General features: G+C 53.4%; 26 protein-coding genes. 9 read left to right on the top strand and 17 right to left on the bottom strand.

What is annotated here, in order from left to right; translation table 11 throughout:
* Position 1: 1 nt before the first annotated feature.
* From KO508_RS15300 to KO508_RS15270, 7 genes are all read right to left on the bottom strand, one after another.
* Complete coding sequence (locus tag KO508_RS15300; protein WP_216009163.1) at positions 2-1,153, bottom strand: cupin domain-containing protein; 1,152 nt, start codon at positions 1,151-1,153, stop codon at positions 2-4.
* Between the two features lie 16 nt (positions 1,154-1,169).
* Positions 1,170-2,537 carry an adenylosuccinate lyase gene (gene purB, locus KO508_RS15295; RefSeq protein ID WP_216009162.1) on the bottom strand — a complete coding sequence of 456 codons (1,368 nt, stop codon included), beginning with the start codon at positions 2,535-2,537 and terminating at the stop codon, positions 1,170-1,172.
* A 125-nt stretch (positions 2,538-2,662) separates the two neighbouring features.
* Entirely contained in the window at positions 2,663-3,307 is a 645-nt protein-coding gene (gene hflD / locus KO508_RS15290) for a high frequency lysogenization protein HflD (RefSeq protein WP_216009161.1), read from the bottom strand.
* A complete protein-coding gene (gene mnmA, locus KO508_RS15285) occupies positions 3,304-4,488 on the bottom strand; it encodes a tRNA 2-thiouridine(34) synthase MnmA (protein ID WP_216009160.1) in 1,185 nt (394 codons plus the stop codon). The genes hflD and mnmA overlap by 4 nt, the downstream gene beginning before the upstream one ends.
* A 51-nt stretch (positions 4,489-4,539) precedes the next feature.
* Complete coding sequence (locus KO508_RS15280; RefSeq protein ID WP_216009159.1) at positions 4,540-4,989, bottom strand: NUDIX hydrolase; 450 nt, start codon at positions 4,987-4,989, stop codon at positions 4,540-4,542.
* Positions 4,986-5,627: a pseudouridine synthase gene (locus KO508_RS15275; RefSeq protein WP_216009158.1), complete on the bottom strand. Its 642-nt coding sequence runs from the start codon at positions 5,625-5,627 to the stop codon at positions 4,986-4,988. Before KO508_RS15275 ends, KO508_RS15280 begins: the two co-directional genes overlap by 4 nt.
* Positions 5,628-5,795: 168 nt before the next feature.
* The gene (locus KO508_RS15270) at positions 5,796-6,065 is read right to left on the bottom strand and encodes a cold shock domain-containing protein (protein ID WP_216009157.1); all 270 of its coding nucleotides are present in this window, start codon (positions 6,063-6,065) and stop codon (positions 5,796-5,798) included.
* A 312-nt stretch (positions 6,066-6,377) separates the two neighbouring features.
* On the opposite strand from KO508_RS15270, the gene clpS reads away from it, so the two are divergent.
* The gene (clpS, locus tag KO508_RS15265; protein ID WP_100639663.1) at positions 6,378-6,737 is read left to right on the top strand and encodes an ATP-dependent Clp protease adapter ClpS; all 360 of its coding nucleotides are present in this window, start codon (positions 6,378-6,380) and stop codon (positions 6,735-6,737) included.
* An 18-nt stretch (positions 6,738-6,755) separates the two neighbouring features.
* The gene (gene clpA, locus KO508_RS15260; RefSeq protein WP_216009156.1) at positions 6,756-9,026 is read left to right on the top strand and encodes an ATP-dependent Clp protease ATP-binding subunit ClpA; all 2,271 of its coding nucleotides are present in this window, start codon (positions 6,756-6,758) and stop codon (positions 9,024-9,026) included.
* A 76-nt stretch (positions 9,027-9,102) separates the two neighbouring features.
* Here the strand turns inward: clpA and infA are convergent, their stop codons facing one another.
* The 9 genes from infA to KO508_RS15215 form a co-directional block, all read right to left on the bottom strand.
* Positions 9,103-9,321, bottom strand: coding sequence for a translation initiation factor IF-1 (gene infA, locus KO508_RS15255; protein ID WP_071263575.1), 219 nt, complete (start codon positions 9,319-9,321; stop codon positions 9,103-9,105).
* A 151-nt stretch (positions 9,322-9,472) separates the two neighbouring features.
* Positions 9,473-10,186, bottom strand: a complete 714-nt coding sequence (locus KO508_RS15250) for an arginyltransferase (RefSeq protein WP_216009155.1) — start codon at positions 10,184-10,186, stop codon at positions 9,473-9,475.
* Positions 10,187-10,900, bottom strand: a complete 714-nt coding sequence (gene aat / locus KO508_RS15245; protein ID WP_216009154.1) for a leucyl/phenylalanyl-tRNA--protein transferase — start codon at positions 10,898-10,900, stop codon at positions 10,187-10,189.
* 262 nt (positions 10,901-11,162) lie between these two features.
* Positions 11,163-12,116, bottom strand: coding sequence for a thioredoxin-disulfide reductase (gene trxB, locus KO508_RS15240; RefSeq protein ID WP_216009153.1), 954 nt, complete (start codon positions 12,114-12,116; stop codon positions 11,163-11,165).
* Positions 12,117-12,254: 138 nt separating this feature from the next.
* A complete protein-coding gene (locus KO508_RS15235; protein WP_216009152.1) occupies positions 12,255-13,166 on the bottom strand; it encodes an AAA family ATPase in 912 nt (303 codons plus the stop codon).
* Positions 13,167-13,173: 7 nt separating this feature from the next.
* Positions 13,174-14,109 (bottom strand): carbon-nitrogen hydrolase, encoded by a 936-nt coding sequence (locus tag KO508_RS15230; protein ID WP_216009151.1) that lies wholly within the window; start codon positions 14,107-14,109, stop codon positions 13,174-13,176.
* Entirely contained in the window at positions 14,106-15,158 is a 1,053-nt protein-coding gene (locus KO508_RS15225) for an agmatine deiminase family protein (protein WP_216009150.1), read from the bottom strand. The genes KO508_RS15230 and KO508_RS15225 overlap by 4 nt, the downstream gene beginning before the upstream one ends.
* Positions 15,159-15,266: 108 nt before the next feature.
* Positions 15,267-15,569 (bottom strand): hypothetical protein, encoded by a 303-nt coding sequence (locus KO508_RS15220; RefSeq protein WP_216009149.1) that lies wholly within the window; start codon positions 15,567-15,569, stop codon positions 15,267-15,269.
* Between the two features lie 104 nt (positions 15,570-15,673).
* Positions 15,674-16,261, bottom strand: coding sequence for a PilZ domain-containing protein (locus KO508_RS15215; protein WP_216009148.1), 588 nt, complete (start codon positions 16,259-16,261; stop codon positions 15,674-15,676).
* Positions 16,262-16,386: 125 nt separating this feature from the next.
* On the opposite strand from KO508_RS15215, the gene KO508_RS15210 reads away from it, so the two are divergent.
* Both KO508_RS15210 and KO508_RS15205 read left to right on the top strand, forming a co-directional pair.
* The gene (locus tag KO508_RS15210) at positions 16,387-17,628 is read left to right on the top strand and encodes a lipoprotein-releasing ABC transporter permease subunit (RefSeq protein ID WP_216009147.1); all 1,242 of its coding nucleotides are present in this window, start codon (positions 16,387-16,389) and stop codon (positions 17,626-17,628) included.
* The gene (locus tag KO508_RS15205; RefSeq protein WP_216009146.1) at positions 17,621-18,331 is read left to right on the top strand and encodes an ABC transporter ATP-binding protein; all 711 of its coding nucleotides are present in this window, start codon (positions 17,621-17,623) and stop codon (positions 18,329-18,331) included. Before KO508_RS15210 ends, KO508_RS15205 begins: the two co-directional genes overlap by 8 nt.
* Here KO508_RS15205 and KO508_RS15200 read toward each other — a convergent pair.
* Positions 18,319-18,867, bottom strand: a complete 549-nt coding sequence (locus KO508_RS15200; protein WP_216009145.1) for a DUF2062 domain-containing protein — start codon at positions 18,865-18,867, stop codon at positions 18,319-18,321. The two genes, KO508_RS15205 and KO508_RS15200, sit on opposite strands and share 13 nt — an antisense overlap.
* Positions 18,868-18,966: 99 nt before the next feature.
* Here KO508_RS15200 and KO508_RS15195 point away from each other — a divergent pair, with 99 nt between their 5' ends.
* The 5 genes from KO508_RS15195 to lpxK all read left to right on the top strand — a co-directional run bounded on the left by KO508_RS15195 (position 18,967) and on the right by lpxK (position 25,293).
* Positions 18,967-21,354, top strand: a complete 2,388-nt coding sequence (locus KO508_RS15195) for a DNA internalization-related competence protein ComEC/Rec2 (protein ID WP_354668044.1) — start codon at positions 18,967-18,969, stop codon at positions 21,352-21,354.
* A 72-nt stretch (positions 21,355-21,426) separates the two neighbouring features.
* Positions 21,427-22,053: a MotA/TolQ/ExbB proton channel family protein gene (locus tag KO508_RS15190; protein ID WP_216009143.1), complete on the top strand. Its 627-nt coding sequence runs from the start codon at positions 21,427-21,429 to the stop codon at positions 22,051-22,053.
* 5 nt (positions 22,054-22,058) lie between these two features.
* Positions 22,059-22,484 (top strand): ExbD/TolR family protein, encoded by a 426-nt coding sequence (locus KO508_RS15185; protein WP_216009142.1) that lies wholly within the window; start codon positions 22,059-22,061, stop codon positions 22,482-22,484.
* The gene (msbA, locus tag KO508_RS15180) at positions 22,481-24,259 is read left to right on the top strand and encodes a lipid A export permease/ATP-binding protein MsbA (RefSeq protein ID WP_216009141.1); all 1,779 of its coding nucleotides are present in this window, start codon (positions 22,481-22,483) and stop codon (positions 24,257-24,259) included. The genes KO508_RS15185 and msbA overlap by 4 nt, the downstream gene beginning before the upstream one ends.
* Positions 24,256-25,293 (top strand): tetraacyldisaccharide 4'-kinase, encoded by a 1,038-nt coding sequence (lpxK, locus tag KO508_RS15175; RefSeq protein WP_216009140.1) that lies wholly within the window; start codon positions 24,256-24,258, stop codon positions 25,291-25,293. Before msbA ends, lpxK begins: the two co-directional genes overlap by 4 nt.
* Positions 25,294-25,310: the final 17 nt, after the last annotated feature.

The raw sequence follows: 25,310 nt of genomic DNA, 5'->3' as shown, positions 1-25,310 counted from the left end.
ATCACTCGAAATACACAGAACCCTGATTATAAAGATTTGTGAGCAGGCCGAGCAGGGCCGGGTCTCCGGCAAACTGTGCCAGTGCACTCATATCTATGCGTGAGCCCGCACAAAGTAACGGCGCTAGCGGACGAGCATCGCCCTTGAGCAAAAATTGCTCGCCATCTGCGAACAAGGCGGTTTCGTCGCCTACTTCATGGTACGCAAAACGAGAGCCTTCGTTCCAGCGTAGCTGTTCTCCGGCTCGAAGCGCTGCGGCGAAGTCTTCATCTGAAGCTGGCTCCTCGGCAGGCACAACTACATCCATGTTTTTCGGTGCGGTGGCGTATTGGCCAAACCACAAAGCCAGTTGACGCTTATTCTCAAGCTTTTCTGAAAGAACGGCTTGTAAGCGGTCAATCACGGCGGGTGCGATGGTGCCCGGGTTGTCCTGAACCTGAAGATCCGGATCATTCATATGCTCGTCTGCACCCGGTTGGTTGCACAGAAAGTCTGTGAATCCGGTAAGCAGGTCGTCAATGGTCGGCGCACGGAAGCCTACCGAGAGGGTAATGCAATCGTCTTCCGCTACCCCGTGATGACCAATTCCCGGGGGCAGATACAGCATATCGCCCGGCTCGAGGGTCACGGTTTCTTCACCTTCCCAACTGCTAAGTATGCGTAGAGGCGTGCCTTCTACACGAGGAGAGGTTTGGTCGCAGCGTCCGCCGAAGGTCCAGCGCCTGTGTCCCTGTGCTTGTAGCAGGAATACATCGTATTGATCGTAGTGAGGCCCCACGCTGCCCCCTTTGGGTGCGTAGCTGGCCATAATGTCGTCAAGGCGCCAGTTGGGCACGAAACGAAAATGCTCAAGCAGATCGGCGACTTCCGGAACCCAGTGGTCCAGTCCCTGAACCAGCAGTGTCCAGTCCTGCGCCGGTAGTTTGCTAAAGTGATTTTCCGGGAAGGGGCCGTTATGCAGCTGCCAAGGCTTACCGTTGTCGTTTTCGATAACGATGCGCGATTCCACTCCTTCCTCGCAAGCAAGGCCTGCGAGTTCGTTGGCATCCACAGGGCACTGGAAGCCGGGAAATGCCTGACGGATGACCAGTGGCTTTTTCTGCCAGTAGTCCCTTAAAAATTCCGAAGGTGAAAGTCCGCCAAGCATATCCATAGGATGCTTCCTCAAGTTAGATGTTGCGGGCCTGATCAATAGCGTTGCCGATATAGTTGCCCGGTGTGAGTGCCATCAGCTCTGCTTTTGCGCTTTCTGGCATATCAAGGCTTTCTACAAAGCTTCTGATTACGTCTGGCGTCATGGCTTTGCCGCGCGTCAAAGCTTTGAGTTTTTCATAGGGCTTTTCAATGTTGTAACGGCGCATGACGGTCTGGATGGGCTCTGCAAGCACTTCCCAGGCTTTGTCCAAATCTCCGTTCAGGCGCTCTGGGTTGATTTCCAGTTTACCCAACCCTTTCAACGTAGCTTCATAGGCAATCAAACTGTGGGCAAAACCGACGCCTAGATTGCGCAGTACCGTGGAGTCGGTTAGATCGCGCTGCCAGCGAGAGATAGGTAGCTTCGCCGACAGGTGGCCAAGCAGGGCGTTTGCAATGCCTAGATTACCTTCGGAGTTTTCAAAGTCGATGGGATTGACCTTGTGGGGCATAGTTGATGAACCCACTTCGCCTTCAATGGTTTTTTGCTTGAAGTAGCCCAGTGAAATGTAACCCCAGATGTCCCGGTCCAGATCAATCAAAATAGTATTGAAGCGCGCTACGGCATCATAGAGTTCGGCAATGTAATCGTGGGGTTCGATCTGGGTAGTGTAGGGGTTGAAATCCAGGCCGAGGCTTTCGATAAACGCCTTGGCGTTAGCTGCCCAGTCTACCGCAGGGTAAGCAGAGATGTGCGCATTGTAGTTGCCCACAGCACCGTTGATCTTGCCCAAAACTTCAATGTTGCGGATTTGCTTGATCTGCCTGTGCAGTCGATACACCACGTTGGCTAATTCTTTGCCAACAGTGGTGGGGGACGCTGTTTGGCCGTGGGTGCGCGAGAGCATTGGTTGTTCGGCGTGTTCTTTCGCGAGTTCGCCCAGCTTGTCGGCAACGCGGGCCATTGCGGGTAGCATGCCTTTGTCCAAACCTTCGCGCAGCATCAGTGCGTGGGATAGGTTGTTAATATCCTCTGAAGTGCAGGCAAAGTGGACAAATTCAGTAACCGAATGTAGCTCCGGAACTTCGGCAATGGTTTCCTTAATGAAATATTCAACCGCTTTTACATCGTGGTTTGTGGTTCGCTCAATCTCCTTGATACGTTCAGCATCTTCAAGGCTAAAATCGGTGACCATTTTATCAAGGAAGGCGCTAGCCTCTGAACTGAACGCTGGAACCTCGGCGATTTCCGAGTGCGCCGCCAGCTTCTGCAGCCACCGGATCTCCACCGTCACGCGGTTTCTGATCAGGCCATACTCACTGAAAATATCACGGAAAACGCTGACTTTACTGCCATAGCGTCCATCGACCGGTGAAATGGCGGTCAAGGCGTTGAGTTCCATCGAAAACCTCACAAATAATCGGTTCAGAAAAAGGGTTTATAGAAAAGGGTTTGGAAAATAAGAACGTCCATAATACACCAGCACGGCGCGCGAATCAGTGGCGACACAGAATCAGTGGCAACACATTAGCCATCGAAGGAGCGGTTTGTTTTCTCTGCAAGCTCTCGCGCATGCGCAATCACCTTGCGGCGCGACAGAACCAACTGCCAGCGGCGCCCACCGGATTGCCTCCAGAGCACGGCTGACCGAATGCCTGCCAGTAGAAGCGCTCGAACTTTGGCAGCATTCTCGTCGCGCTGGAGTAGTGAAGGGTTGCCGCTCACCTGAATACGCAGGCTGAATGTACTGATGGTGTCGGTGTAGATAGAGGCCAGATTGCTGATCAAATTCGAATGCACATAGCCAAAGTGACTGGCTGTGTGGCGAGCCTGCTCTATGCGGCTACCGATTACTTCTAGCATGTCGCTGTGTCGGTTGAGCTTGGATTCGAGATGAATGAGGTTGAGAACGTAGCGCAGCACCTCAATATCCTGCTGTTTTTTTTGATCGCTCATGACCGTCGCAAGGGTAACTAGGCCTTCACGTACGTCTGCAAGCTCACCGCCATAGACGTCTAGAGTGCTAGCCGGGTCGGTAGCAAACAGTGAGCGCAGGCAGGTTTCCAGGCTGGTTTGATTGCAGGTGCCGTTGTTAGCGATTTGCTGAACAAGATTGGCCGCTTGGAATACGCCTGCCAATGCAAGGGTTTGGTCATGGAGCGACCGACTCATTGGTGTAGTTCCTGCGTTAACTGAGTTAGCGAAATACGTTCGGGAAGGGCTTCGCCATCGCGCCAGGTTTCTGTTATCACTCCGCCACCAAGGCAGATGTCTCTATCGTAGAAAACCACAGATTGGCCCGGTGTTACAGCTCTTTGGGCGTCGTCAAATACCACTTTTACGCCACCCTCAATAACAGTCACTTCGCAGTCTTGATCCGGTTGGCGATAGCGGGTTTTTGCTTTGCAACGGAAGGACTTGGCTGGAGGCTCACCGGCGACCCAGTCGATTGGGTCAGAGACTAAACCCCGGGAGAACAAAAGCGGGTGGTGTTTGCCCTGAACGGCGGTCAGTACGTTACGTTTCAGGTCTTTGTCCGCGACGTACCAAGGATCGTCGCCAAAGTTGCTGAGCCCTCCAATACCGAGGCCCTGACGTTGGCCTATGGTGTGGTACATAAGCCCCTGATGCTGACCGATCTTTTTGCCTTCCGGGGTTTCAATATCACCCGGTTGAGCGGGCAAATACTGTTTCAGAAAATCGCTGAATTTACGCTCACCGATAAAGCAGATGCCGGTGGAGTCTTTCTTGTCATAGGTGATGAAGCCTTGCTGCTCGGCAATCCGGCGGACGTCGGGCTTTTCCAGCTCGCCCACAGGGAAGAGTGTGCGGGAAATGCGCTCACCGGAGACTGCATGAAGGAAGTAACTCTGATCCTTGTTGCCGTCCAGACCTTTCAGCAGCAACGCTTTGCCTGAACCATCCGCGAGCGTTTGCTGGCGGGTGTAATGCCCGGTGGCAATGTAGTCCGCACCCAGTGTGATGGCGTAATCGAGAAAAGCCCGGAATTTAACCTCTTTGTTGCAAAGAATGTCCGGGTTGGGTGTGCGGCCCGCCTGATACTCCGAAAGGAAGTGTTCGAAAACACGATCCCAGTATTCGGCAGCAAAGCTCGCGGTATGAAGCTTTATGCCCATTTCATCCGCGACTGCTTGAGCGTCTGCTAGGTCTGTCATGGCGGTGCAGTACTCGGTACCGTCATCCTCGTCCCAGTTCTTCATAAACAGGCCTTCGACCTGATATCCCTGATCTTTGAGCAACCAGGCCGCCACCGATGAATCAACACCGCCGGACATGCCGACGATAACGCGTGTTTTTTCTGGGGGGCGAGCTTCGGATGATGGATTCGTCATGACAATTCTTGGCACCGGTGCAAAACGCGGGAGTTTAACATTTTGTGCCGGTTACGTCTGCGAGTCTGCGATCACATCCAGTGGATAACAACGGCCATCTCGGTAATCTTCTATGCACTTGATAACCAGAGGGCTGCGTAGCTTGTCGCCAAGCTGCCGAATGTCTTCTAGTGGCAGCCAGTGAGCTGCGATGATCCCTGTATCGAGCTCTTCTGTGACCTGTTGTCGTGCCTTGCCGATAAAGCAGAACCGATAGTAGGTTACCCCGTTTGCAGGAGCTTTGTAGGTGTATAGTCCAAGAAAGTGCTTGGGTTCGACGTCCCAGCCGGTTTCCTCCAACGCTTCCCGGCGGACGGCATCGAGAATCGCCTCGTCTTCTTCAACGTGACCGGCGGGTTGATTGAATACAACCTTTCCGCTGCTGTGTTCTTCCACCATCAGGAAGCGGCCGTCGGAATCTTCTACAACCACGGCTACCGTGGCGTGTGGCGTCCAGGTCATGAGCTTCGTCGTCTCCTTGGCGTTTTGCCTGATTTAGTCGGTATCGGGCGCTTCGCGGATTTTGGTCTTGTTGTAGGCAGGTTAACGGGTATTTTGTGGTATTTGCCCGGCTCAAGCCCATCCAGCGACCAGTCGCCAATACGATAGCGGATCAGTCGCAACGTTGGAAACCCTACCGCAGCGGTCATCCGTCGTACCTGCCGGTTGCGACCTTCGGTAATGGTTAACTCCAGCCAACTGGTGGGTATTGTATTGCGTTGGCGTACGGGCGGCACTCTGGGCCAAACCTCTGGCTCACCCATTTTGCGGGCTTTAGCGGCCCGCGTTCGCCCGTCTTTAAGTGTAACGCCTGCGGCGAGTTGGTCTATTGCGCTTGCAGAAATCTCGCCTTCTACCTGAACCCAGTAAGTTTTAGGCATCTTTTGTTCGGGGGATGCGATTCGGTGTTGTAGGGCCCCGTCGCTGGTCAATAGCAGTAAACCTTCGGAATCGTAATCGAGCCGCCCGGCAGGGTAGATGTTCGGGATGCGAATCCAGTCGGCTAGAGTAGCGCGCCGTTTTTGCCCGTGTTTAGCGGGTTCATCCGTAAATTGGCAGAGTACCTGAAAGGGCTTGTTGAACAGAATGAGATCGGCCATCGAGGCAGTTCCAGGGCGAAGAAATTGAAAGCAGGGGGAAGATTACGTAGAAAGGACGGGTTTGAAAAGCTCGGGTTAGGTCCCGTGCTCAGCGCTCGGAAATAGACGGCCCTCCAGCTTTAGTTCAGCAAGAGGGCTCCTATACATCGACATAGTCGAGTCGGTTGGTTAGCCGTTCGCTGCGCGGGGTGAGTATTCCGCATGATCCGACGCCTCGTTAGAGGTGGCTGCTTGCTCATCCGGTACGATGTTGACGGCGTGCACACCCTTGTCGCTTGGCTTTTTGTCAAAACTGACTGTTTGACCTGCCTTTAGTGTTTTATATCCGTCTATCTGGACGGATGAAAAATGGGCAAACAGGTCGTCACTGCAGCCATCTTCAATAATGAAGCCGTACCCTTTGGCATTGTTGAACCACTTTACTTTGCCTCTTGGCATGATGAACTCCCCTGTTCTTTCACTGTCACTTGTTGTTGTAGGCCCCAAAACCGGCAAATAAAGTCTGCACTTCACCGGTTTTGTTACACAAGTTGTACGTGGATTTACATTATTTAACACTCTTAGGTAACTGTCGACCAAACCCGAGGTCGAGTCAATAGCTTCTATTACGGTAATGTGTGGTTGAACGCAGTCCGGAAGCGGTATTATGTTCGTATTGATAAATACCTCACGCTCGGGCTTGAATCTGACTTGAAAACCCGGGTCCAGACAACCACATTGATTAAAGGCACCGATAACCGGTAAAGAATGATGCGGACTATCGAAAATTCTCTACTAGTATTAAATCAGGGGGAGGAAGAACTGCCAGGGCGTCACGATGAGCTCAGCGTTGCTCCCGAAAAGCCTGCACTGAAGCGTCCGGCCCAATATAAGGTGATGCTTCTTAACGACGACTACACACCCATGGACTTTGTTGTGGATGTGCTAATGACCTTCTTCGGTATGAATGAAGAAAAGGCGACGCAGGTGATGCTGCTCGTCCATACGCAGGGAAAAGCAGTATGCGGGGTGTATACCCGGGACATCGCGGAAACAAAGGCGGCACAGGTGAACCAGTATTCCTCGGAATGCGAACATCCGCTCCTTTGCGAGATTGAATGTGCAGACTGATAGACGTTGGGGTGGCCCATGCTGAGCAAAGATCTTGAAATTACGCTGAATACGGCCTTTAAAAGTGCCCGCGATAAGCGCCATGAGTTCATGACCGTAGAGCATTTATTGTTGGCTCTGCTGGAGAATGAGTCTGCTGTGGGTGTTCTCAAAGCCTGCGGTGCAGACCTCAAGCAGCTCCATGATGAGCTGGTCGAATTTGTGGATTCCACAACACCGTTGATTCCGGGTAGCGATGATGAGCGCGAGACTCAGCCCACTCTTGGGTTTCAGAGAGTGCTACAGCGCGCTGTGTTCCATGTGCAATCCTCCGGTAAGAAAGAGGTAACTGGCGCTAACGTTCTGGTTGCCATTTTCAGCGAACAGGAAAGTCAGGCCGTGTATGTGCTCAAAAAGCAGAGTGTCGCGCGCATTGATGTCGTCAATTTTGTGTCTCATGGGATCTCCCGTGTTCAAGGCGCTGAAGACCCGGATAGCAGTGAGCAAGCCTCACATGAGGAAGCGGGCGATGAAGGAGGGCAGTCCAAGCCGCTGGAAGCCTACGCAACCAATCTAAACGAACAGGCCCGCCAAGGGCGCATTGATCCTTTAATTGGGCGTGAGCACGAGGTAGAACGAGTGGTGCAGATTCTTGTGCGCCGCCGCAAGAACAACCCGTTGCTTGTGGGCGAAGCCGGTGTAGGCAAAACCGCCATTGCGGAAGGGCTTGCCAAACGCATTGTTGATGGCCAAGTGCCAGAAATTATCGCCGATGGCGTAGTGTATTCACTGGATCTCGGCGCTCTGCTGGCAGGAACAAAATACCGTGGAGACTTCGAGAAGCGCTTGAAGGCCTTGCTGGCGGAGTTGAAGAAACAGAAGCACGCGATTCTGTTTATCGATGAGATTCACACCATCATTGGTGCAGGGTCCGCGTCTGGTGGTGTGATGGACGCTTCGAACCTGCTCAAGCCAATGCTGGGTTCCGGTGAGATTCGTTGCATCGGTTCCACCACCTATCAGGAATTCCGAGGCATCTTCGAGAAGGACAGTGCGCTGGCCCGACGCTTCCAAAAGATTGATGTAAATGAGCCTAGTGTTGAGGATACCTACCAGATTCTCAAAGGTCTGAAGCCGAACTTTGAAAAGCACCACGATCTGAAATACACGGATCAGGCTTTACGAGTGGCCGCGGAATTGGCAGACCGTTACATTACAGACCGCCATCTCCCGGATAAAGCCATTGATGTGATTGATGAGGCGGGCGCAAGGCAGCGGCTGATGTCTGAGGACAAGCGTCTGAAAACGGTTGATGTCTCGGAAATCGAGGAAGTAGTCGCTAAAATTGCCCGTATTCCGCCTAAAAACGTATCCAGCAGCGATAAAGATTTGCTACGGAATTTGGAACGGGATCTTAAGATGGTGGTATTCGGGCAAGACCCGGCCATTGAATCCCTCACAATGGCAATCAAGCTGGCGCGCGCGGGTTTGAAGTCACCAGAAAAGCCGGATGGTTCCTTCCTGTTTGCCGGGCCTACGGGTGTTGGTAAAACAGAGGTGACCAAGCAGCTTTCCAAGGCGCTCGGGGTCGAGTTGGTTCGATTCGACATGTCCGAATATATGGAGCGCCATACGGTCTCCCGCCTCATTGGCGCGCCCCCGGGTTACGTGGGCTACGATCAGGGTGGCCTGTTAACAGAAGCCGTTAACAAGCATCCACACTGCGTGCTTTTGCTGGATGAAATCGAGAAAGCGCATCCGGAAGTCTTCAACTTGTTGTTGCAGGTTATGGACCACGGCACTTTGACTGACAACAACGGACGCAAGGCCGACTTCAGACACGTGATTCTCGTGATGACCACCAACGCTGGAGCTGAAAGCATGGCTCGCCGTTCGATGGGCTTTAGCGAGCAGGATCATAGCAGTGATGGTATGGAGATTATCAGCAAAACCTTCACACCGGAGTTCCGTAACCGTCTGGATAGTATTATCCAGTTTGGTGACTTGCAGAAGGTAACCATCACCCATGTAGTGGACAAGTTCCTCACAGAGCTACAAGCGCAGCTAGACGAGAAGCATGTAGTTCTGCATGTGGATGATGAGGTTAAGTCTTGGCTCGCAGACAAGGGATACGATGTGACGATGGGCGCCCGCCCGATGTCGCGTCTGATTCAGGACAAGATTAAGCGTCCTCTAGCTGAGCAGATTCTGTTTGGTCGTTTGTCTGAGAAGGGTGGGGATGTGTTTATCCACCTTAAAGATGATGATCTGGTATTTGACTATGAAGATGAGCCTGCAGAAGCCGTTTAAGCTGCAAAGAAGGTGCTAACAAAAAAACCGCTGCAGTTATGTAGCGGTTTTTTTATTATTCGATATCGCCGTCGTTTTAACGGGCGCGGTACACAATCCGGCCTTTGCTCAGGTCGTAAGGCGTTAATTCAACCTTGACCTTGTCGCCGGTCAGGATGCGGATATAGTTTTTGCGCATCTTGCCGGAAATGTGGGCGGTAACAACGTGTCCATTGCTTAACTCAACCCGAAACATAGTGTTTGGAAGGGTGTCAAGAATAACGCCTTCCATTTCAATAGCATCTGTCTTCGCCATTCAGTAAAAACCTCTATTGGGAATACTAACTGTAATTTTAAAGTGCGCAATTCTGCCTGATTTATGAGCGTTTGGCAAAGTGAGTTCGCTAACGACTGCAAAAAAGAAGCTTACTGGTTCCTTATACTGCTATTTATAACGCCAAACTACCTTATTCGGCGTTGATTTCACGCCATTGACCATCATGGAAGGCTTCCATGGGCTTGAAGCGGGTTTTGTAATTCATTTTCTGACACTGCTTTATCCAGTAGCCAAGGTAGAGGTGAGGCTGTTCACGCTTTTTGGTTTCTTCAATTTGCCAGAGCACCGCAAAGGTGCCCAGGCTGCGGCTCTCATGGGCCGGATTGAACACGGTGTATATGGCGGAGAGCCCGTCATCCAGCATGTCTATCGCCGCCAGAGCGAGGAGTTCTCCATCTTTGCGCATCTCCAAAAACCAAGAGTCTGTGGCACCTTCGACCAAAAATGAAATGAACTGCTCCCGGGACGGAGGGTACATATCGCCATCTTTGTGTCTAAGTTCGACGTAGTTGGCGTATAGCTGATAATAACTCTCGTTGAATTCTGCGGGCACTAAAGTGCATTTAAGGTCGTTGTTTTTTTTCATGACCCGGCGTTGGCTGCGATCCGGGTGAAAGTTGTTTACATTCAGTCGTACAGGAATGCAGGCGTTGCACGTTTCACAGTGTGGCCGGTAGTAATGCGACCCGCTACGCCGAAATCCTAGCGCGGTAAGTTGGCTGTAGAGCTTTTTGTCGATGTGGGCACGCGGATCCACGAACATGGTTGTAGCTTCGCGATCGGGCAGATAGCTGCAGTCGTGGGCTGGTGTTGCAAAGAATACCAGAGTTTTGAGACTACTCATTCAGGCCTCCGGCCCGGGCCATTGCCAGTGGAATGTCCAGTCGGGCTGATCCGGTTTTCGATCTGCGTATTGAGTGATTATAGATAAAAATTCGCTTCTGGGTAGGGTGTGGGCGCCCATGGTAAGAAGGTGATCGCTTTCCACTTGGCAGTCCATGATGCGATAGCCCCATTCCTGAAGCTGGTGAGCCAGATGGACCATGAGGACTTTGGAGGCATTGGTTTCAAGGGAGAACATGGATTCGCCGAAGAAGCATTGCCCGATCGCGAGCCCATACATGCCACCTGCCAGTTCGCCATTTTGGTTCCACACTTCTATGGAGTGGGCGACGCCTTGGCGGTGCAGTGCGGAGTAGCTGGCGATCATGTCGTCAGTGATCCAGGTGCCTTCGCTCCGGGTGGAGGCGCATAGGCGGATGATGCGGCCGAAGGCTTGGTCTGTGGTTACTTGGAAGCGGCGTTTGTTGAGTGTTCGACGCAGGCTTCGTGATATGTGTATGTTTTCGGGGAAGAGCACGCAGCGGGGGTCTGGGGACCACCAGAGTATGGGTTGGTCGTCGCTGTACCAGGGGAAGATACCGCTACGGTAGGCGAGGATTAGACGCTCTGTTGAAAGGTCACCTCCAACGGCGAGTAGGCCATCGGGGTCGTCGAGGGCTTCTTCGGCTGGGGGGAACCACAGGTGGTCAGGGTCTAGCCAGGGTAGTGAGGTCATCTGCTTTAACTTTGGAGTTGGATTCGGCTGGCCTTGGGCTTGGGGTGTCAGCCGGAGGACGGGTGGTTCTGAAACACGCTGTGGATACTTCCCTGTACGCTTGGCTACGCCTTTCACTGCTTAATGCTCCTGCGTCGCAGTGAAAGTCCTGAGCTGGCCGTCCTTGGCCAGCCCGTGAAGAGCTTTCGCTCTTCACCCATGGCTTCGCACAGTTTCAGAACCACCCGCCCTCCGGCTTCGTCAAACGTTCGAGTAGCCTGTTTTAATTCTGTTGATCCAAAAACTTCTCAGCGTCCAGCGCCGCCATGCAACCAAAACCGGCAGAGGTCACCGCTTGGCGGTATACATGGTCAGCTACGTCGCCGGCAGCGAATACGCCGGGGATGCTGGCTTGTGTGGCCATGCCTTCGAGGCCGGACTGGATTTTTATGTAGCCGTTTTCCATGTTCAGCTGGCCTTCGAACAAACCAGTGTTGGGCTTGTGGCCGATGGCGATGAAGACGCCAGACAGGTCAAAGTCTTGAGTGCTTCCGTCTTTCATGCTTTTTATGCGCATGCCGGTTACGCCGGTACCGTCGCCTAGGACTTCGTCTAAGGTGTGGTCCCATACAATTTTAACGTTGCCGTTTTCGGCTTTTTCGAAGAGTTTGTCCTGAAGGATTTTCTCTGCTCGCAGGCTGTCACGGCGGTGTACCAGAGTGACTTCTGCGGCGATGTTGGAGAGGTACAGGGCTTCTTCAACGGCGGTGTTGCCGCCGCCGATGACGGCGACTTTTTGCTTTTTATAGAAGAATCCATCGCAGGTGGCGCAGGCAGATACGCCTTGGCCTTTGAATTTTTCTTCAGATTCCAAGCCCAGATACATGGCAGATGCGCCGGTGGCGATAATGAGAGCGTCACATGTGTATTCGCCGCCGTCACCTTTGAGGCGGAAGGGACGGTTTTTTAGATCGGCTTCGTTAATGGTGTCGTACACGATGTTGGTTTCAAATCGCTCGGCGTGTTTGAGCATGCGCTGCATGAGTTCCGGGCCTTGTACGCCGTCGTTGTCGCCAGGCCAGTTGTCTACGTCTGTAGTGGTGGTGAGTTGGCCGCCGACTTCGATGCCGGTGATCAGGGTCGGGTTTAGGTTGGCTCTGGCTGCGTAGACGGCGGCGGTGTATCCGGCGGGACCGGAGCCGAGGATGATCAGCCGGGAGTGTTTGGTTTCGCTCATGGGTGTCTCTCGTTAATTCGGTGCGTGTCGGGCTCTTTAAGAGCTCGTATTGCGAGGAAGATCAAAAGGCTACCATGAAAGTGGACGGCTGCCATTTGTTTTGGTCAATTCCCCTGATAAAGCAATGCTATCTATCCGTTATCCGAGTACGGATACGCTGGCGAGCAGTTGGCGCACCCGCTCGACGCTCTTTCCGGACTCACCTTGTTCAAGTCGGTGTTCGGCTACGGCTGGAAACACTGCTTGAATGTCGTCGGGCAAGGCGTGATGCCGCCCCTCCATTAGAGCCCAAGCTTTGGTGGCTCTGACCAGACCGAGCCCTGCTCTAGGTGATAAGCCGTAAAGCAGTCCGGGCATGCGGCGGCTTTGTTCTAGCAAGCGTTGGATGTAATCCAGCAACGCTGGGCTTGCGGTGACGCGGGTGACTTCTTGCTGGAGCTTCGCCAAGTCAGTTTTTGAAAGCAGGGTGCCAAGTCGGTCTGTCATTACCCGCCGATCTTCTCCTTCCAGTAGTTCTCGCTCAGCTCTGGGGTCAGGGTAGCCAAGTCTTATGCGCATCAAAAAGCGATCAAGCTGTGACTCTGGCAGTGGGTAGGTGCCGCCTTGCTCCGTGGGGTTTTGTGTGGCAATCACGAAGAAAGGTTGGGGTAGTGGCCGGGTCTCGCCTTCGATGGAGACTTGACGTTCTTCCATAGCTTCAAGCAAGGCGCTCTGTGTTCGCGGAGATGCACGGTTAATTTCATCCGCCAGTACAACTTGAGCAAAAATAGGCCCCGGATGGAACACCAAACTACCGGCTTGCTTGTCATACATGGAGTAGCCCAGAACGTCGGCAGGCAATAGGTCGTTTGTAAATTGAATGCGTTGGTAGCTCAAGCCCATCACTTTCGCCAAGGCGTGGGACAGTGTGGTTTTGCCCATGCCGGGAATGTCTTCAATCAATAGGTGGCCGCTGGCAAGCAGGCCGCAGAGAGCCAAGCGAACCTGACGCTCTTTGCCAAGCAGGATTTGATTCAATTCGGTAACAACGGTGTCCATCAGATTTTTCATGCCGAGCTCAGTCCCTCACTCTTTTGAGAATGTCGCCGTACGCGTCGATGCGCCGGTCTCTGAAGTACGGCCATATGCGCCGAATAGATTCGCTGCGATGGCGATCAAGGGTGACACTTAGTATGCACTCAGTGCTGTCGTCGGCGCGTTCCAAAAACTCGCCCTGAGGGCCGCATATAAAGCTGTTACCCCAAAATCGAATGCCGTCGGAATGTCCGGTAGGGTCGGGTTCAGCGCCTACTCGGTTGGGTGCAATTACCGGCAGGTTGTTTGCTACTGCGTGGCCCCGCTGAACCGTGACCCATGCCTCTAGTTGCCGCGCTTGCTCATCTGGGTCGTCGGTGCTGTCCCAACCGATCGCGGTGGGATAAATGAGTATTTCAGCGCCAGCCAGAGCCATCAATCGGGCAGCTTCCGGGTACCATTGATCCCAGCAAACGAGAACGCCGAGCTTTCCTACAGAGGTTTCGATGGGAGAAAACCCGTTGCGACCGTCGTTGAACTGAGCATCGCCTGGTGTGAAGTAGAATTTCTCATAGAACCCGGGGTCGTCGGGGATATGCATTTTTCGATACAGGCCGGCAATGGAACCGTCAGTTTCGATGACGACGGCGGTATTGTGATACACGCCGTTCATGCGGCGCTCAAACACAGAGCCGACGATCACCACGTTAAGCTCCCGGGCAAGGTCTGATAGCCGTTCGCTTGTTGGGCCGGGGATGGGTTCGGCAAGGTCGAATATGCTGGTGTCTTCAGTCTGGCAAAAATATTGGGTAGCGTGCAGTTCTTGCAACACGATCAGCTGAGCCCCGCCAGCGGCAGCCTCACGAACCAGCATTTCTGTTGTTGCCAAACTGGCTGACTTGTCTTGACTGCATGCCTGTTGAATAGCGGCAACTGCTAGTTGGTCAGTCACCTGAGTTTTGCCGGAATGATCGCTCATAGCGTGACGACTCCTTCGGGGATTTGCATGGTGACGCAGTGCAGGCTGCCATGCTGCTTTACAAGCGGGCGGCAGTTGATAGGAATAATTTCCCGGTCAGGGAAAATGCCGCCCATAATGCGAATGGCTTCTTCATCCTGCGCAACGTCGTATATCGGGAACAGCACTGCGCTATTAATGACTAGGAAGTTGGCGTAGGTAGCCGGGAGGCGTTCGCCTTCGTCATCGAATACGGGCTCTGGCCAGGGTAGCGCGGTCAGTTTGTAGGGAGAGCCGTCCCGCTGGCGAAACTCTTGAAGGTCTTCTTCCATGGCTGCCAAGGCGCTGTAATGTTCATCTGCGACATCGGGGCAGGCAATGTAGCAAATATGGTCTGGAGCGCAAAAGCGGGCCAGTGTATCTATGTGGCTGTCGGTATCATCACCCGCCAGATAGCCATGGTTGAGCCAAAGGATTCGGTTGGCACCCAGCATTTCAGACAGTGTGTGTTCGATGCCCCTCCGGTCCATGGAGGCATTGCGAGAAGGGGTTAAAAGGCATTCGCTGGTGGCTAATAACGTACCCTCGCCATCAGACTCGATGGAGCCTCCCTCAAGCACAAAGTCGACCGCCTGCATGGGGGTGGCTCCGAATACGCCGAAATTGGCAAGGTGCCGGTTGAGGGCGTCGTCTTTTTCCCAGGGGAACTTGCCGCCCCATGCGTTGAAGCGAAAATCCAGCAGGGTGGGCTTACCGTCTATCAGTACGGTAATGGGGCCGTGATCGCGCGTCCAGGTGTCGTTTGCCGGGGCTGGCACAGCACTGACACGCCCCGGCAGGCTTAGTTCGCTGGCCCAGTTGTTGAGTTCGCGTTCCAGCTCTTGCAATCGAACCACGTGTTCACAGCTGATAACCAGATGTTGGAACCGAAGAACCGACCGAGCGATTTCAAGAAATACCGGTTCTACCTCATCCATAATCCCTGCCCAGTCGGTACCTGGGTGAGGCCAAGTAAGCACAACGGCGCTTTGGGGTGCCCACTCAGCGGGCAACACGCGTCGAGATGTCACGTTATAGTCACCTTAAAATTGCAAAAGCCGCCATTCTAAACAAAGGGCGGCGTATCGTCAGGATGCATGTCCGGCCGTACCGGGCGAAAAACGTTCGCTTCAGAGGTCTCAGCGCTGGGGTTTCAGCACCGAATGGATGACCTTGTCGCTTTCGAAATAAACCACAAATTTACCGTAGTGCCACTGGCTGATAGGGGGTTGGCCGACAGGACCTTCCACAGATTCCGGTTGGCCCCAAGAGGCGCGTACCGAGGCTTGTGTCATGCCTGTGCTAGGCATGCTCTGCTGACTTCTGTCTGCCTGATTGCCCACCGGCATGCGCAGGTCTTCAGCTAAGGCGCCAGACACTGGGGCCAGAGTGAACATCATGGCGGCTGCGAAGGTTCCAGTTACCACTCGCTTTATTGTCATTGAAGCTTCTCCATTAATGCGCGGGTCTCCGGTAAGCGCTCCGGGGACATGGATAAAACGTAATATCCGAGAATTATGGGCAAAAGTCACATGTTTTCGCCAGTCTACTCTTTTTGTCGCTGCCGTATCTGCCAACGCATCACATGACGGGCAATTTGCTGGCGGTCGCTATCTTGTATCTTAATGAAACGGGTATGAACCCTTGCTCTGCCTGTTTCGCTGGCCTGTACATCCAACACCTCTGCAATGGCGCGGGGTTGGAACAGTTCTGGTGGCAGGGTCATGCGAACCGCAAGCTGATCGCCAGTGTGCCATGCGTGCCTACGCCCGGAAAAGGCCAGACCGCCTTCGCTCAGAGTGACGTGTTGCCATTCATCCGGTTGCAAGGGATTTTGCTGAAAGGCCATAATGCGCGCTAGCGTGTCCAGCTTGCCGTTGAGGGACTTAACCAGTCCCGTAAGTAGGCGGTCCTGATCTGAAAGGCTAGCAAGCTGGGATTTGATGTCCTGGTCCAGCCGTCTGAAATCAGCTTTCAGGTTCTCGAGGTGGTCGTCACCAAAGAGGTTGTCATCGAACTCTTCAGGGGACGAGAGCTTACGAACTTCCAGACCAATGCGGTCTTCGATGCGGAAAAATTCCCGGCGCTCAGGCAGATTGTCTGCCGGTTCGGAAGGTGCGTCTCGGGTGTGCATTCGGGGCTCCGCGTATGAGAAATATAGCAAGTAGTTAGAGTTTAGCAGTTTCCCTCCGTGCTGAAAGGCTGCGAGGGGGAATTCCAGACCACGATCGACCTGAAGGTAGCGACAGGCAACCCTCCATGTTCAGACCCTTATCGTTGTATATCGGCTTGCGTTATACCGCAGCCAAAAGGCGCAACCACTTTATATCTTTTATATCTCTCACATCCATGATCGGGCTTATGCTTGGCGTTGCGGTGCTCATAATTGTGCTCTCCGTCATGAATGGTTTTGATCGTGAGCTCAAGCAGCGAATTTTGGGCATGGTTCCCCATGCCATCATCCAAGGCAGTGGGCCGTTGGATGACTGGGAATCGGTAGATGCTCAAGTGCAACAACATCCACGAGTGCTAGCAGCTGCGCCGTTTATTCAAGGGCAGGGCATGGTTACCGGTGGCGGTGATGTGCGGGGCGTTATGCTAAATGGCATATTGCCAGAGGAGGAGCGCTCGGTTTCCATCATCGAAAACCACATGATTGAAGGCAGGCTTGATGATCTGGTTTCCGGAGAGTTCGGCATCATTGTAGGGCGCACTATGGCGTCCAGTTTGCGGTTACAGTTGGGGGATAAAGTAACCGTGGTGCTCCCCGAAGCGTCTGTAACGCCCGCAGGTGTGTTGCCGCGTCTCAAGCGTTTCACTGTAAAGGGTGTTTTCAGCGTTGGCGCAGAACTGGATGGTAATTACACACTCATCCACATGGACGATGCGGCAAAACTTATGCGCACCGGAGGCAAAGCCCAGGGCGTAAGGCTGTTGGTTGATGATCTTTTTGCAGCCCCCAAGGTTGCTGAAGAGGCGGCGAACGGCTTGTCCGGCCGCTACTACATTTCAGACTGGACTCGCACTCACGGCAATCTATTCCAGGCTATTCGCATGGAGAAAACCATGATCGGCCTGTTGCTGATGTTCATTGTGGCGGTGGCAGCGTTCAATATTGTGTCCACATTGGTAATGGTGGTCACCGACAAAACAGCGGATATCGCTATTCTGCGAACCATGGGGGCAACCCCCGGGCGAATTATGCGGATTTTCATTGTGCAAGGTGCGGTTATTGGGGTTTTTGGTATTTTGATTGGCACTACTCTAGGCGTTTTGGGTGCGCTTAACATCAGTGCATTTATTGCCTGGCTTGAGGGTGCGATAGGGCAGCAGTTCCTGAGTGCGGATGTATATTTTATCAGTTACCTACCCTCCCAGTTGCAATGGCAAGACGTAGCCATTATCAGTGGCGCCGGGCTTACCATGAGTTTGTTAGCAACCATTTACCCGGCGTGGAGAGCGTCACGAGTTGATCCTGCGGAGGCTCTTCGTTATGAATAAGGAAAGCGGTGCCATGAAGGACGTACCTCTGGTGATCGACTGTCGGAAAGTGACCCGAACCTACACTCAGGGGCCTGAAAAACTGACCATTTTCTCTGATATCTCGTTGGAAGTGACGGCGGGTGAAACAGTAGCGATTGTGGGCAGCAGCGGCGCGGGTAAAACAACACTGCTAAACCTCCTTGGTGGGCTAGACAAACCTTCAACGGGGCAGATTTCTATCTGTGGCAAGGATATTCACCGATTGTCTGAGGCGGGGCGCGCGCGCTTTCGAAACCGGCATCTGGGTTTTGTTTACCAGTTCCATCATTTGCTGCCCGAATTCACTGCACTCGAGAATGTCATGATGCCCTGTGCCCTTGGTGGCATGCCGGTGAGCGATTCACGTTCCCGTGCGCAGTCAATTTTGCAAAGAGTCGGGCTTGCCGAGCGCTTGGAGCATAAGCCCGGAGAGTTGTCCGGTGGCGAGCGCCAGCGTGTGGCTATCGCCCGAGCGTTGGTGAACGAGCCGGATTGCGTGTTGATGGACGAGCCCACCGGTAATCTTGATGAACACACAGGTGAGGGTGTCCGGGCACTTATCGAGTCTTTGCGGGACCAGCTAGGGATTGCGTTTGTCATGGTAACCCACGACATGAATATGGCTAGAAGCTTGGGGCGAGTGCTGAGGCTGGAGCAGGGGCGGCTGGTTCAGGAGTTGTGATCGCCGCTGGCTCGCTGGAGTTCCAGGCGAGCTTTGCGCCGTAGTTGCCAGTCTGTTCGGATTTTTCGGCGCCAGATAAACTGTATTCCCAAATACGCGATGCATGCGGAAACTGTGGCGACCATTAGTGAACCCAAATACAACGGTATGCCGATGTCCAAAAGGCGCTCGCTAAGCCATGGCCACGAGAGTTGCAAGTCGAAGTTCAGTACCGGCCGATTAAGTGCCCATGCGCCAACCTTGTAATTGAAATAGAAAATAGGCGGCATTGTAATCGGGTTGCTGATCCACACCAGTACTGCAGAGAGGGGCAGATTGGCGTTAAACCAGATGGCAAAAAAACCTGCGGCAAGCATCTGGAACGGCATGGGGATAAAACAGAAAAACACGCCAATTAGAAACGCTCTGGAAACACTGTGACGGTTTATGTGCCATAGATTGGGTTCATTCAGGATATCGCCAAGGAATCCAAGCGATTGCATCGCTTGTACCCTTTCAGGTGATGGCAGATAGCGTTTCATGAACTTCTTCGGCATTAAGAAAGTCTACCTTCGAGTAGAATGAAACTCCGGCGTCAAGGATGTCGCCGACGGATAAACTCATCGGGAGGACATGGATTGTCCGGAAGATCTACAGTGCTGAGCGTTTTCGCTTTTTCCTGCGGCGTCATCTTACTTTATAGATTGGCGGTGTTGCCAGCTCAAGTGTGGCTGTATCTGGCCACATTGGCGGTTATATTCCTACTTTTACCGGTGCGGCGAATGCTTCCCACGGCATGTTGGCCGCTTATTATTGGTTTCACATTGGGTGCCTTTTGGGCCGCCTTTTGGGCTCACGAACGCCTTGATCAGCGGCTTCCTGATGAGCTTGAGGGTGAAAGGGTCAATGTGTCCGGTTACGTCTGTGACCTTCCAGCAGCTGGTAGTTTCAATAGCATCCGGTTCAGCTTTTGCGTAACACGTTGGTACGGGGTTTCCCTGACTCAGCAGGCTAACAGTTTTCTACCCAAAACACTGCGTTTGGCTTGGTATGGCCAACCCGAAGGACGGCTTCCAGATCACCGGTTGCGTCTTGAGGTGGTGCTTAAAAAGCCTCATGGCGCATTAAACCCCGAAGGCTTTCGCTACGAAGATTGGTTGTTTCGCAAAGGCTACCGCGCTACCGGTAGTGTCCGAAGTGCCGCTTCGGACCCGTCTGTTAGCTGTGCATTTGAATGCCAGTATCATCGTCTTCACATTCGACTTGCAGTCTGGGTGGATGAGCAGTTTGTTAAAGCCAGCTACCATCCTCTTGTTGCCTCGCTGCTTATAGGGAACCGGGGTCATTTGTCTGCGGAGCACTGGGGTGTTTTAAAGGCGACGGGCACAATCCATTTGGTTGCTATCTCCGGCCTTCATTTAGGCTTGGTGGCATTAGGTGCCGGGCTAATTGCTCGTCGATTTCTATTGGCCATATCGTCCTATCGGCTTAGTGAGCGCTTCGTTCGTTTAACCGCATTTGGTGTTGTGCTTTTTTGCTGCCTGCTCTACGCACTGGCAGCAGGTTTCACAGTACCGACCCGCAGGGCTTTGATTATGGTTGCGGTTGGCAGCTGGGTCCTGCTCAAAGCCCGGCATGAACCTGCTTGGCATTCTCTAGTGATTGCGCTGGGGCTTGTGCTCTTACTGGATCCATTTGCACCACTGGATCAGGGGTTTTGGCTGTCGTTCGGGGCTGTCTCTGTTCTCCTCTGTGTGTTTGCGGGCCGTTTGGGCGGTACCGGTTGGCTCGCGGGCTTGCTGTTGGCTCAAGGGGCAGTATTTGCCGGGCTCTGGCCGCTGCTTGAACTAGTCGGGCAGGGGCAGCCGGTAGCAGGCTTGCTTGCAAATATTTTCGCTATTCCTTGGGTCTCGTTGGTGGTTATGCCAGTGCTTATTGCTGGCGGGATTATGGTTGCCTTGCTTCCACCGGTGTTGGATTTGGTTATTGCCTTGATGGACGCAGTGCTCGGCGTAATGTGGCACTTTCTTGGCTGGGTTGCTCCTATGAAATGGCCTGACCTGAACGGAAGTATGCTTGAAATTGGCGGCTTTGCAGTCTTGGTGCTGTTGGTTGCAACAGTACCTATTCGAACGTTTCAGGCGGTGGGGGTTATCGTTGCGCTGAGTTGGGCTGCAACTGCGGGGCTGCCCACCAATGCCGAAAATCCGCGCGTTTCAGAGCCCGAAGTGAGGGTTTGGGATGTGGGGCAAGGCCTCTCTGCCCTGCTCAGGGCGGGCGATGAAGTTCTTCTCTACGACACGGGGCCGGAAGTGCAAGGCGTCTTTTCTGCAGCAGAATCTGTGCTCATACCGAACCTCAAGGCTTTGGGTGTTAAGCGTATCGATACCTTGGTTATAAGCCATGCCGATAGTGATCATTCTGGTGGAGTTAACCGGATTCTGGAGGAGTTTGAGGTTGGTCGTATTGTGACAGGTGAGCCCGTGGCTGTTCGGGAAAAGCTGGAGCAGGATGAAGCGGTAAGCATCTACGGGTGCACGGGCAGATCCATTGTGGGTAACGAGCTTTCGCTTTTCTACTGGCAGGCGATCGGAGATGTCAAAGGCAACGACGCATCCTGCGTTCTTTCTGTCCGGCAGGGTCAGGCCGTGGAGTGGCTGTTTCCAGGTGATATTAGCTCCCGTGTCGAGCCGCTGTATTTGGAAGCCGCGGAGGCTGAAGCTCCGAATATTACGCCTCGTGAGCGAGTTGTTCTCGCGCCCCACCATGGCAGTAAAACCTCATCTTCCGAAGTTTGGGTTAACGAGCTTAACCCGAGTTTAGTGGTTTATACCGCTGGGTACCGGCATAGGTACGGGCACCCTCATGGAGACGTAACGGCCCGTTATCGCAGCGCTGGTGCCCGGGCGCTTAACACGGCTTGCTCGGGCAGTTTGGTTATGAGGGTGGTGGATGGGGTGTTGAGAACAACCGAAGCCCGCCACAAAGCGCCCTTCTGGATTAGCGGTCCCGGTCTGGCAAGGGATGCGTGTAAAATACCGTGACATTGCGGGTGTGGCCTCGACCTGCAGCTATGCTAAAGTAGCGCGGCTTGTTAACAATCAGGGAGATCAAGCGTGTTTGAGCTGTTGAAAGCTGGTGGCATTTTGATGGTGCCAATTATTGCCTGTTCCATTCTGGCGCTTGCGATTATTCTGGAACGTTTCTGGACTCTTCGGGCGTCGCGTGTTGCACCGCCTCAGACGATTAATGAGCTTTGGCGCTGGATCAAGAAAAAAGAGCTAAATAGCCGCAAGCTCAAAGCGCTGCAAAGCTCTTCGCCCATGGGGCGTATTCTCGCGGGTGGTCTTATGAATGCCAAGCACGGCCGTGAGATCATGAAGGAAAGTATTGAACACGAGGCCAGTCAGGTCATTCATGAACTGGAGCGCTTCCTGAACCCCTTGGGTACCGTAGCAACAATAACGCCGCTATTGGGCCTTCTGGGCACGGTTATTGGCATGATTAAAGTGTTTGCCGAGATTCAGCTAGCGGGCGTTGGCAATGCAGGCAATCTAGCCGGTGGCATCTCCGAAGCACTGATTACCACAGCAGCCGGTTTGAGCATCGCGATTCCTGCTCTGATATGTCACCGCTATTTCATCCGGCGAGTAGACGAGCTGGTGGTTAGCATGGAACAGGAAGCCATCAAGCTGGTTGAAGTGGTACACGGTGACCGTGAAATCGACGTGGAAGAGGCTTGAGCGCCGTGAAGTTCACACGCCAGAGAAGCCAGGAGGTCGGAGTAGACCTGACGCCGCTGATTGATGTGGTGTTTTTGCTGCTGATTTTCTTTATGGTCTCGACGACCTTTACGCGGGAAAGCCACTTGCAGGTGGAGCTTCCAGAGGCCAGCGGTGAACCGTCCGCGCCTTCCGAAGTTAAACAGATAGATGTTGTCATTAACGCTGAGGGCCAGTACATCCTGAACGATAAGGCTCTGGTTAATAACCGTCGTGAAACCCTCGAGCGGGGTGTAGGCGAGTTGGCCGAAGGTGATAACAGCCTACCATTCGTTATTACCGCGGATGCACGTACGCCTCACGAGTACGTGGTGAGAGCCATGGATGTTGCAGGTCGTTTGGGCTTTGCCCGGCTGAGTATTACTACCGAACGTGAGACCGAAGACCAGTGAACCAGCCAGTTCCGCCAACAGGCCCCAAAAAGGTCCAGCCAGGCGAAAGTTGGGAAACGTACAAACGCTTGTTGGCGTATGTTAAGCCTTTTTGGTTGGCCTTTTCGCTTGCGGTTGTCGGTAATATTATTTACGCGGCCGCTTCCACGGGCATGGCGGCCGCTATGGAATACGTTATAGCAGCCATTGAGAACCCCACCGACCAAAATCGGATTCTGCTGACTGCGCTAATTGTCGGTATGTTCATGTTTCGTGGGGTCGGAACATTTCTAAGTCAGTACTTCATCAGCTATGTCGGTCGACAAGTCATTAATGCGCTTCGTACCGATGTATTCAACCGGCTGATGACGCTCCCGTCCCGTTACTTTGACGACAACGCCGCGGGAAGGTTAGTTTCCAAGCTTACCTTCAACGTAGAGCAGGTCGCTGAAGCCACCACAAATGCCGTAACCATAACGCTTAGGGAAGGCCTCACAATCGTTGGTCTGCTCAGTTTTATGTTGTACACCAACTGGAAACTGACCCTGATTTTTCTCGCTGTCGGGCCTTTGATTGGAGCCGTTGTTGGATACGCCAGCAAGCGGTTTCGCAAGATCAGCCAGCGTATTCAGGGCTCTATGGGTGATATAACCCACGTGGCTTCCGAGTCTATTACCGGCTATCGGGTGGTGCGAACGTTTGGCGGTGAAGGGTATGAAAAAGAGCGTTTCCAACAAGTTAACGACAGAAACCTGAAGCAAAGCCTTAAAATGGCTTCTACCCAAGCGATCAGCGTACCGGTGATTCAGACGCTGGTCGCCGTTGCTATCGCGGCCTTGGTCTGGACCATGTTAGCCCCGGAAATACGGGGTGAAATGACAACCGGCCAATTGGTTGCATTTATTACCGCCGCTACCACCATGGCCAAGCCCATTCGTCAGGTCACCTCGGTTCATGCGCAAATCCAGAAGGGTGTGGCTGCGGCATACGATGTGTTCGAAACCATCGATGAAGCCCCGGAACAAGATCTCGGCACCTTTGAGCCCGAGCGTGTTGAAGGCAATATCGAATTTGATGAAGTGTCGTTTCGTTACCGCGACCAGCTCGACAATGTGTTGGAGGGCATATCCGTTGATATTCCAGCAGGTCAGAGCGTTGCATTGGTAGGGCGTTCGGGAAGCGGGAAATCAACCATGGTGAGCTTGCTGCCCAGATTCTACGAATACACAGGTGGCGATATTCGTATTGACGGACACTCCCTTAAAGACTTTTCCCTGAAAGCACTGAGAGCCCAAATTGCTCTGGTTACCCAGAACGTTGTGCTGTTTAACGACTCGATAGCAGCCAACATTGCTTACGGCGCACTGAGAGATTGCAGCCGGGAAGAAATACGAGAGGCGGCGGCGAAAGCCCATGCACTGGAGTTTATCGACCGTATGCCGGAGGGACTGGACACCATGATCGGTGACAACGGCGTTATGCTCTCAGGCGGTCAGAGGCAAAGACTGGCCATTGCCAGAGCGCTGTTGAAAGATGCCCCCATTCTGATTTTGGATGAGGCCACCTCCGCTTTGGATACCGAATCTGAGCGGCACATTCAACAAGCTCTGGAAACCGTTATTCAAGGCCGGACTACCTTGGTTATTGCCCACAGGCTTTCGACTATTGAAAATGCCGACAGGATTTTGGTTATGGACAACGGTCGCATCGTGGAGTCCGGCGCACATAACGAGTTGCTTGCTAGCAATGGCGCATATGCCCAGCTACATCAAATGCAGTTCAGCGAGCACTCATGAGCTCTTTGGTGGATCGCCTCTGGTATGGCAAGGGCCGGCCCTTGCTGTTGTTGACGCCGCTTTCATGGCTGTACCGCACGATCGCTGAAATGCGACGACGCAACGCCCTAGAAGCCAAAATCAATAAACTGGGTGTTCCGGTCGTGGTTGTGGGCAACATTACCGCAGGAGGTACCGGAAAATCCCCGCTAACCGCTTGGCTTGTGAGCGCCATGAAGGCTGAAGGCTGGCGCCCTGTGATATTGAGTCGCGGCTATGGTGGCAAGGCGTCTGATTACCCCCTGTTGGTGACCGAAGACACATTGCCGTCCCATGCCGGTGATGAGCCGGTTATGTTGGCACAGGCAACGCGCGTACCCGTGATTGTTGACCCGGATAGGCGCAGGGCAGCCGCATTTGCGCTCGATAATGCGTTAGGGGATGTATTAGTCTGCGACGATGGACTTCAGCACTACAGATTGCCCCGGGATATCGAGCTTTCTGTATTTGATGGCAGTCGCGGCATCGGCAATGGTGCCTTACTTCCAGTGGGGCCTCTGCGAGAGCCGGTCAGCAGGCTGGATTCCGTCGATTTCGTAATTGTTAACGGCGCCTCGGCAACGGATGATGATGGCAGGGTGTCACCGGAAGCCCTATCGGGCATCCAGCACCGGCAAATGTACGCCATGAGCCTCAAGCCAACGCGCTTGGTCAACCTCAAAACCGGTGAGGTTCGAGCTCCCGAGAGCCTCCAAGGTCAGAAAGTTCGCGCGATAGCCGGTATAGGTAATCCGACACGCTTTTTCGATACACTCAAAGAGCTGGGCGCGAAATTAATTGCTGTGCCTTTTCCAGATCATCACCGGTTTCGCCCTGAAGATCTCGGTTCCGAGTCCGGTCACATACTCGTTATGACCGCCAAAGACGGCGTTAAATGCAGCAGTTTTGCACCGGATAATGCCTGGGTGCTCTATGTAGAAGCGTCCTTGCCAGAGGCATTTTCAGAAGCTGTTCTTGAAAAACTGCGGGCTAGCTTCGAAGAGCCTGCTTCTTAACCGTTAATGAGATCGCA

The organism is Marinobacter salexigens (assembly GCF_018860765.1).
GTDB classification, from domain to species: Bacteria; Pseudomonadota; Gammaproteobacteria; order Pseudomonadales; family Oleiphilaceae; genus Marinobacter; species Marinobacter salexigens_A.
This window is presented reverse-complemented; position numbering and strand designations above follow the sequence as displayed.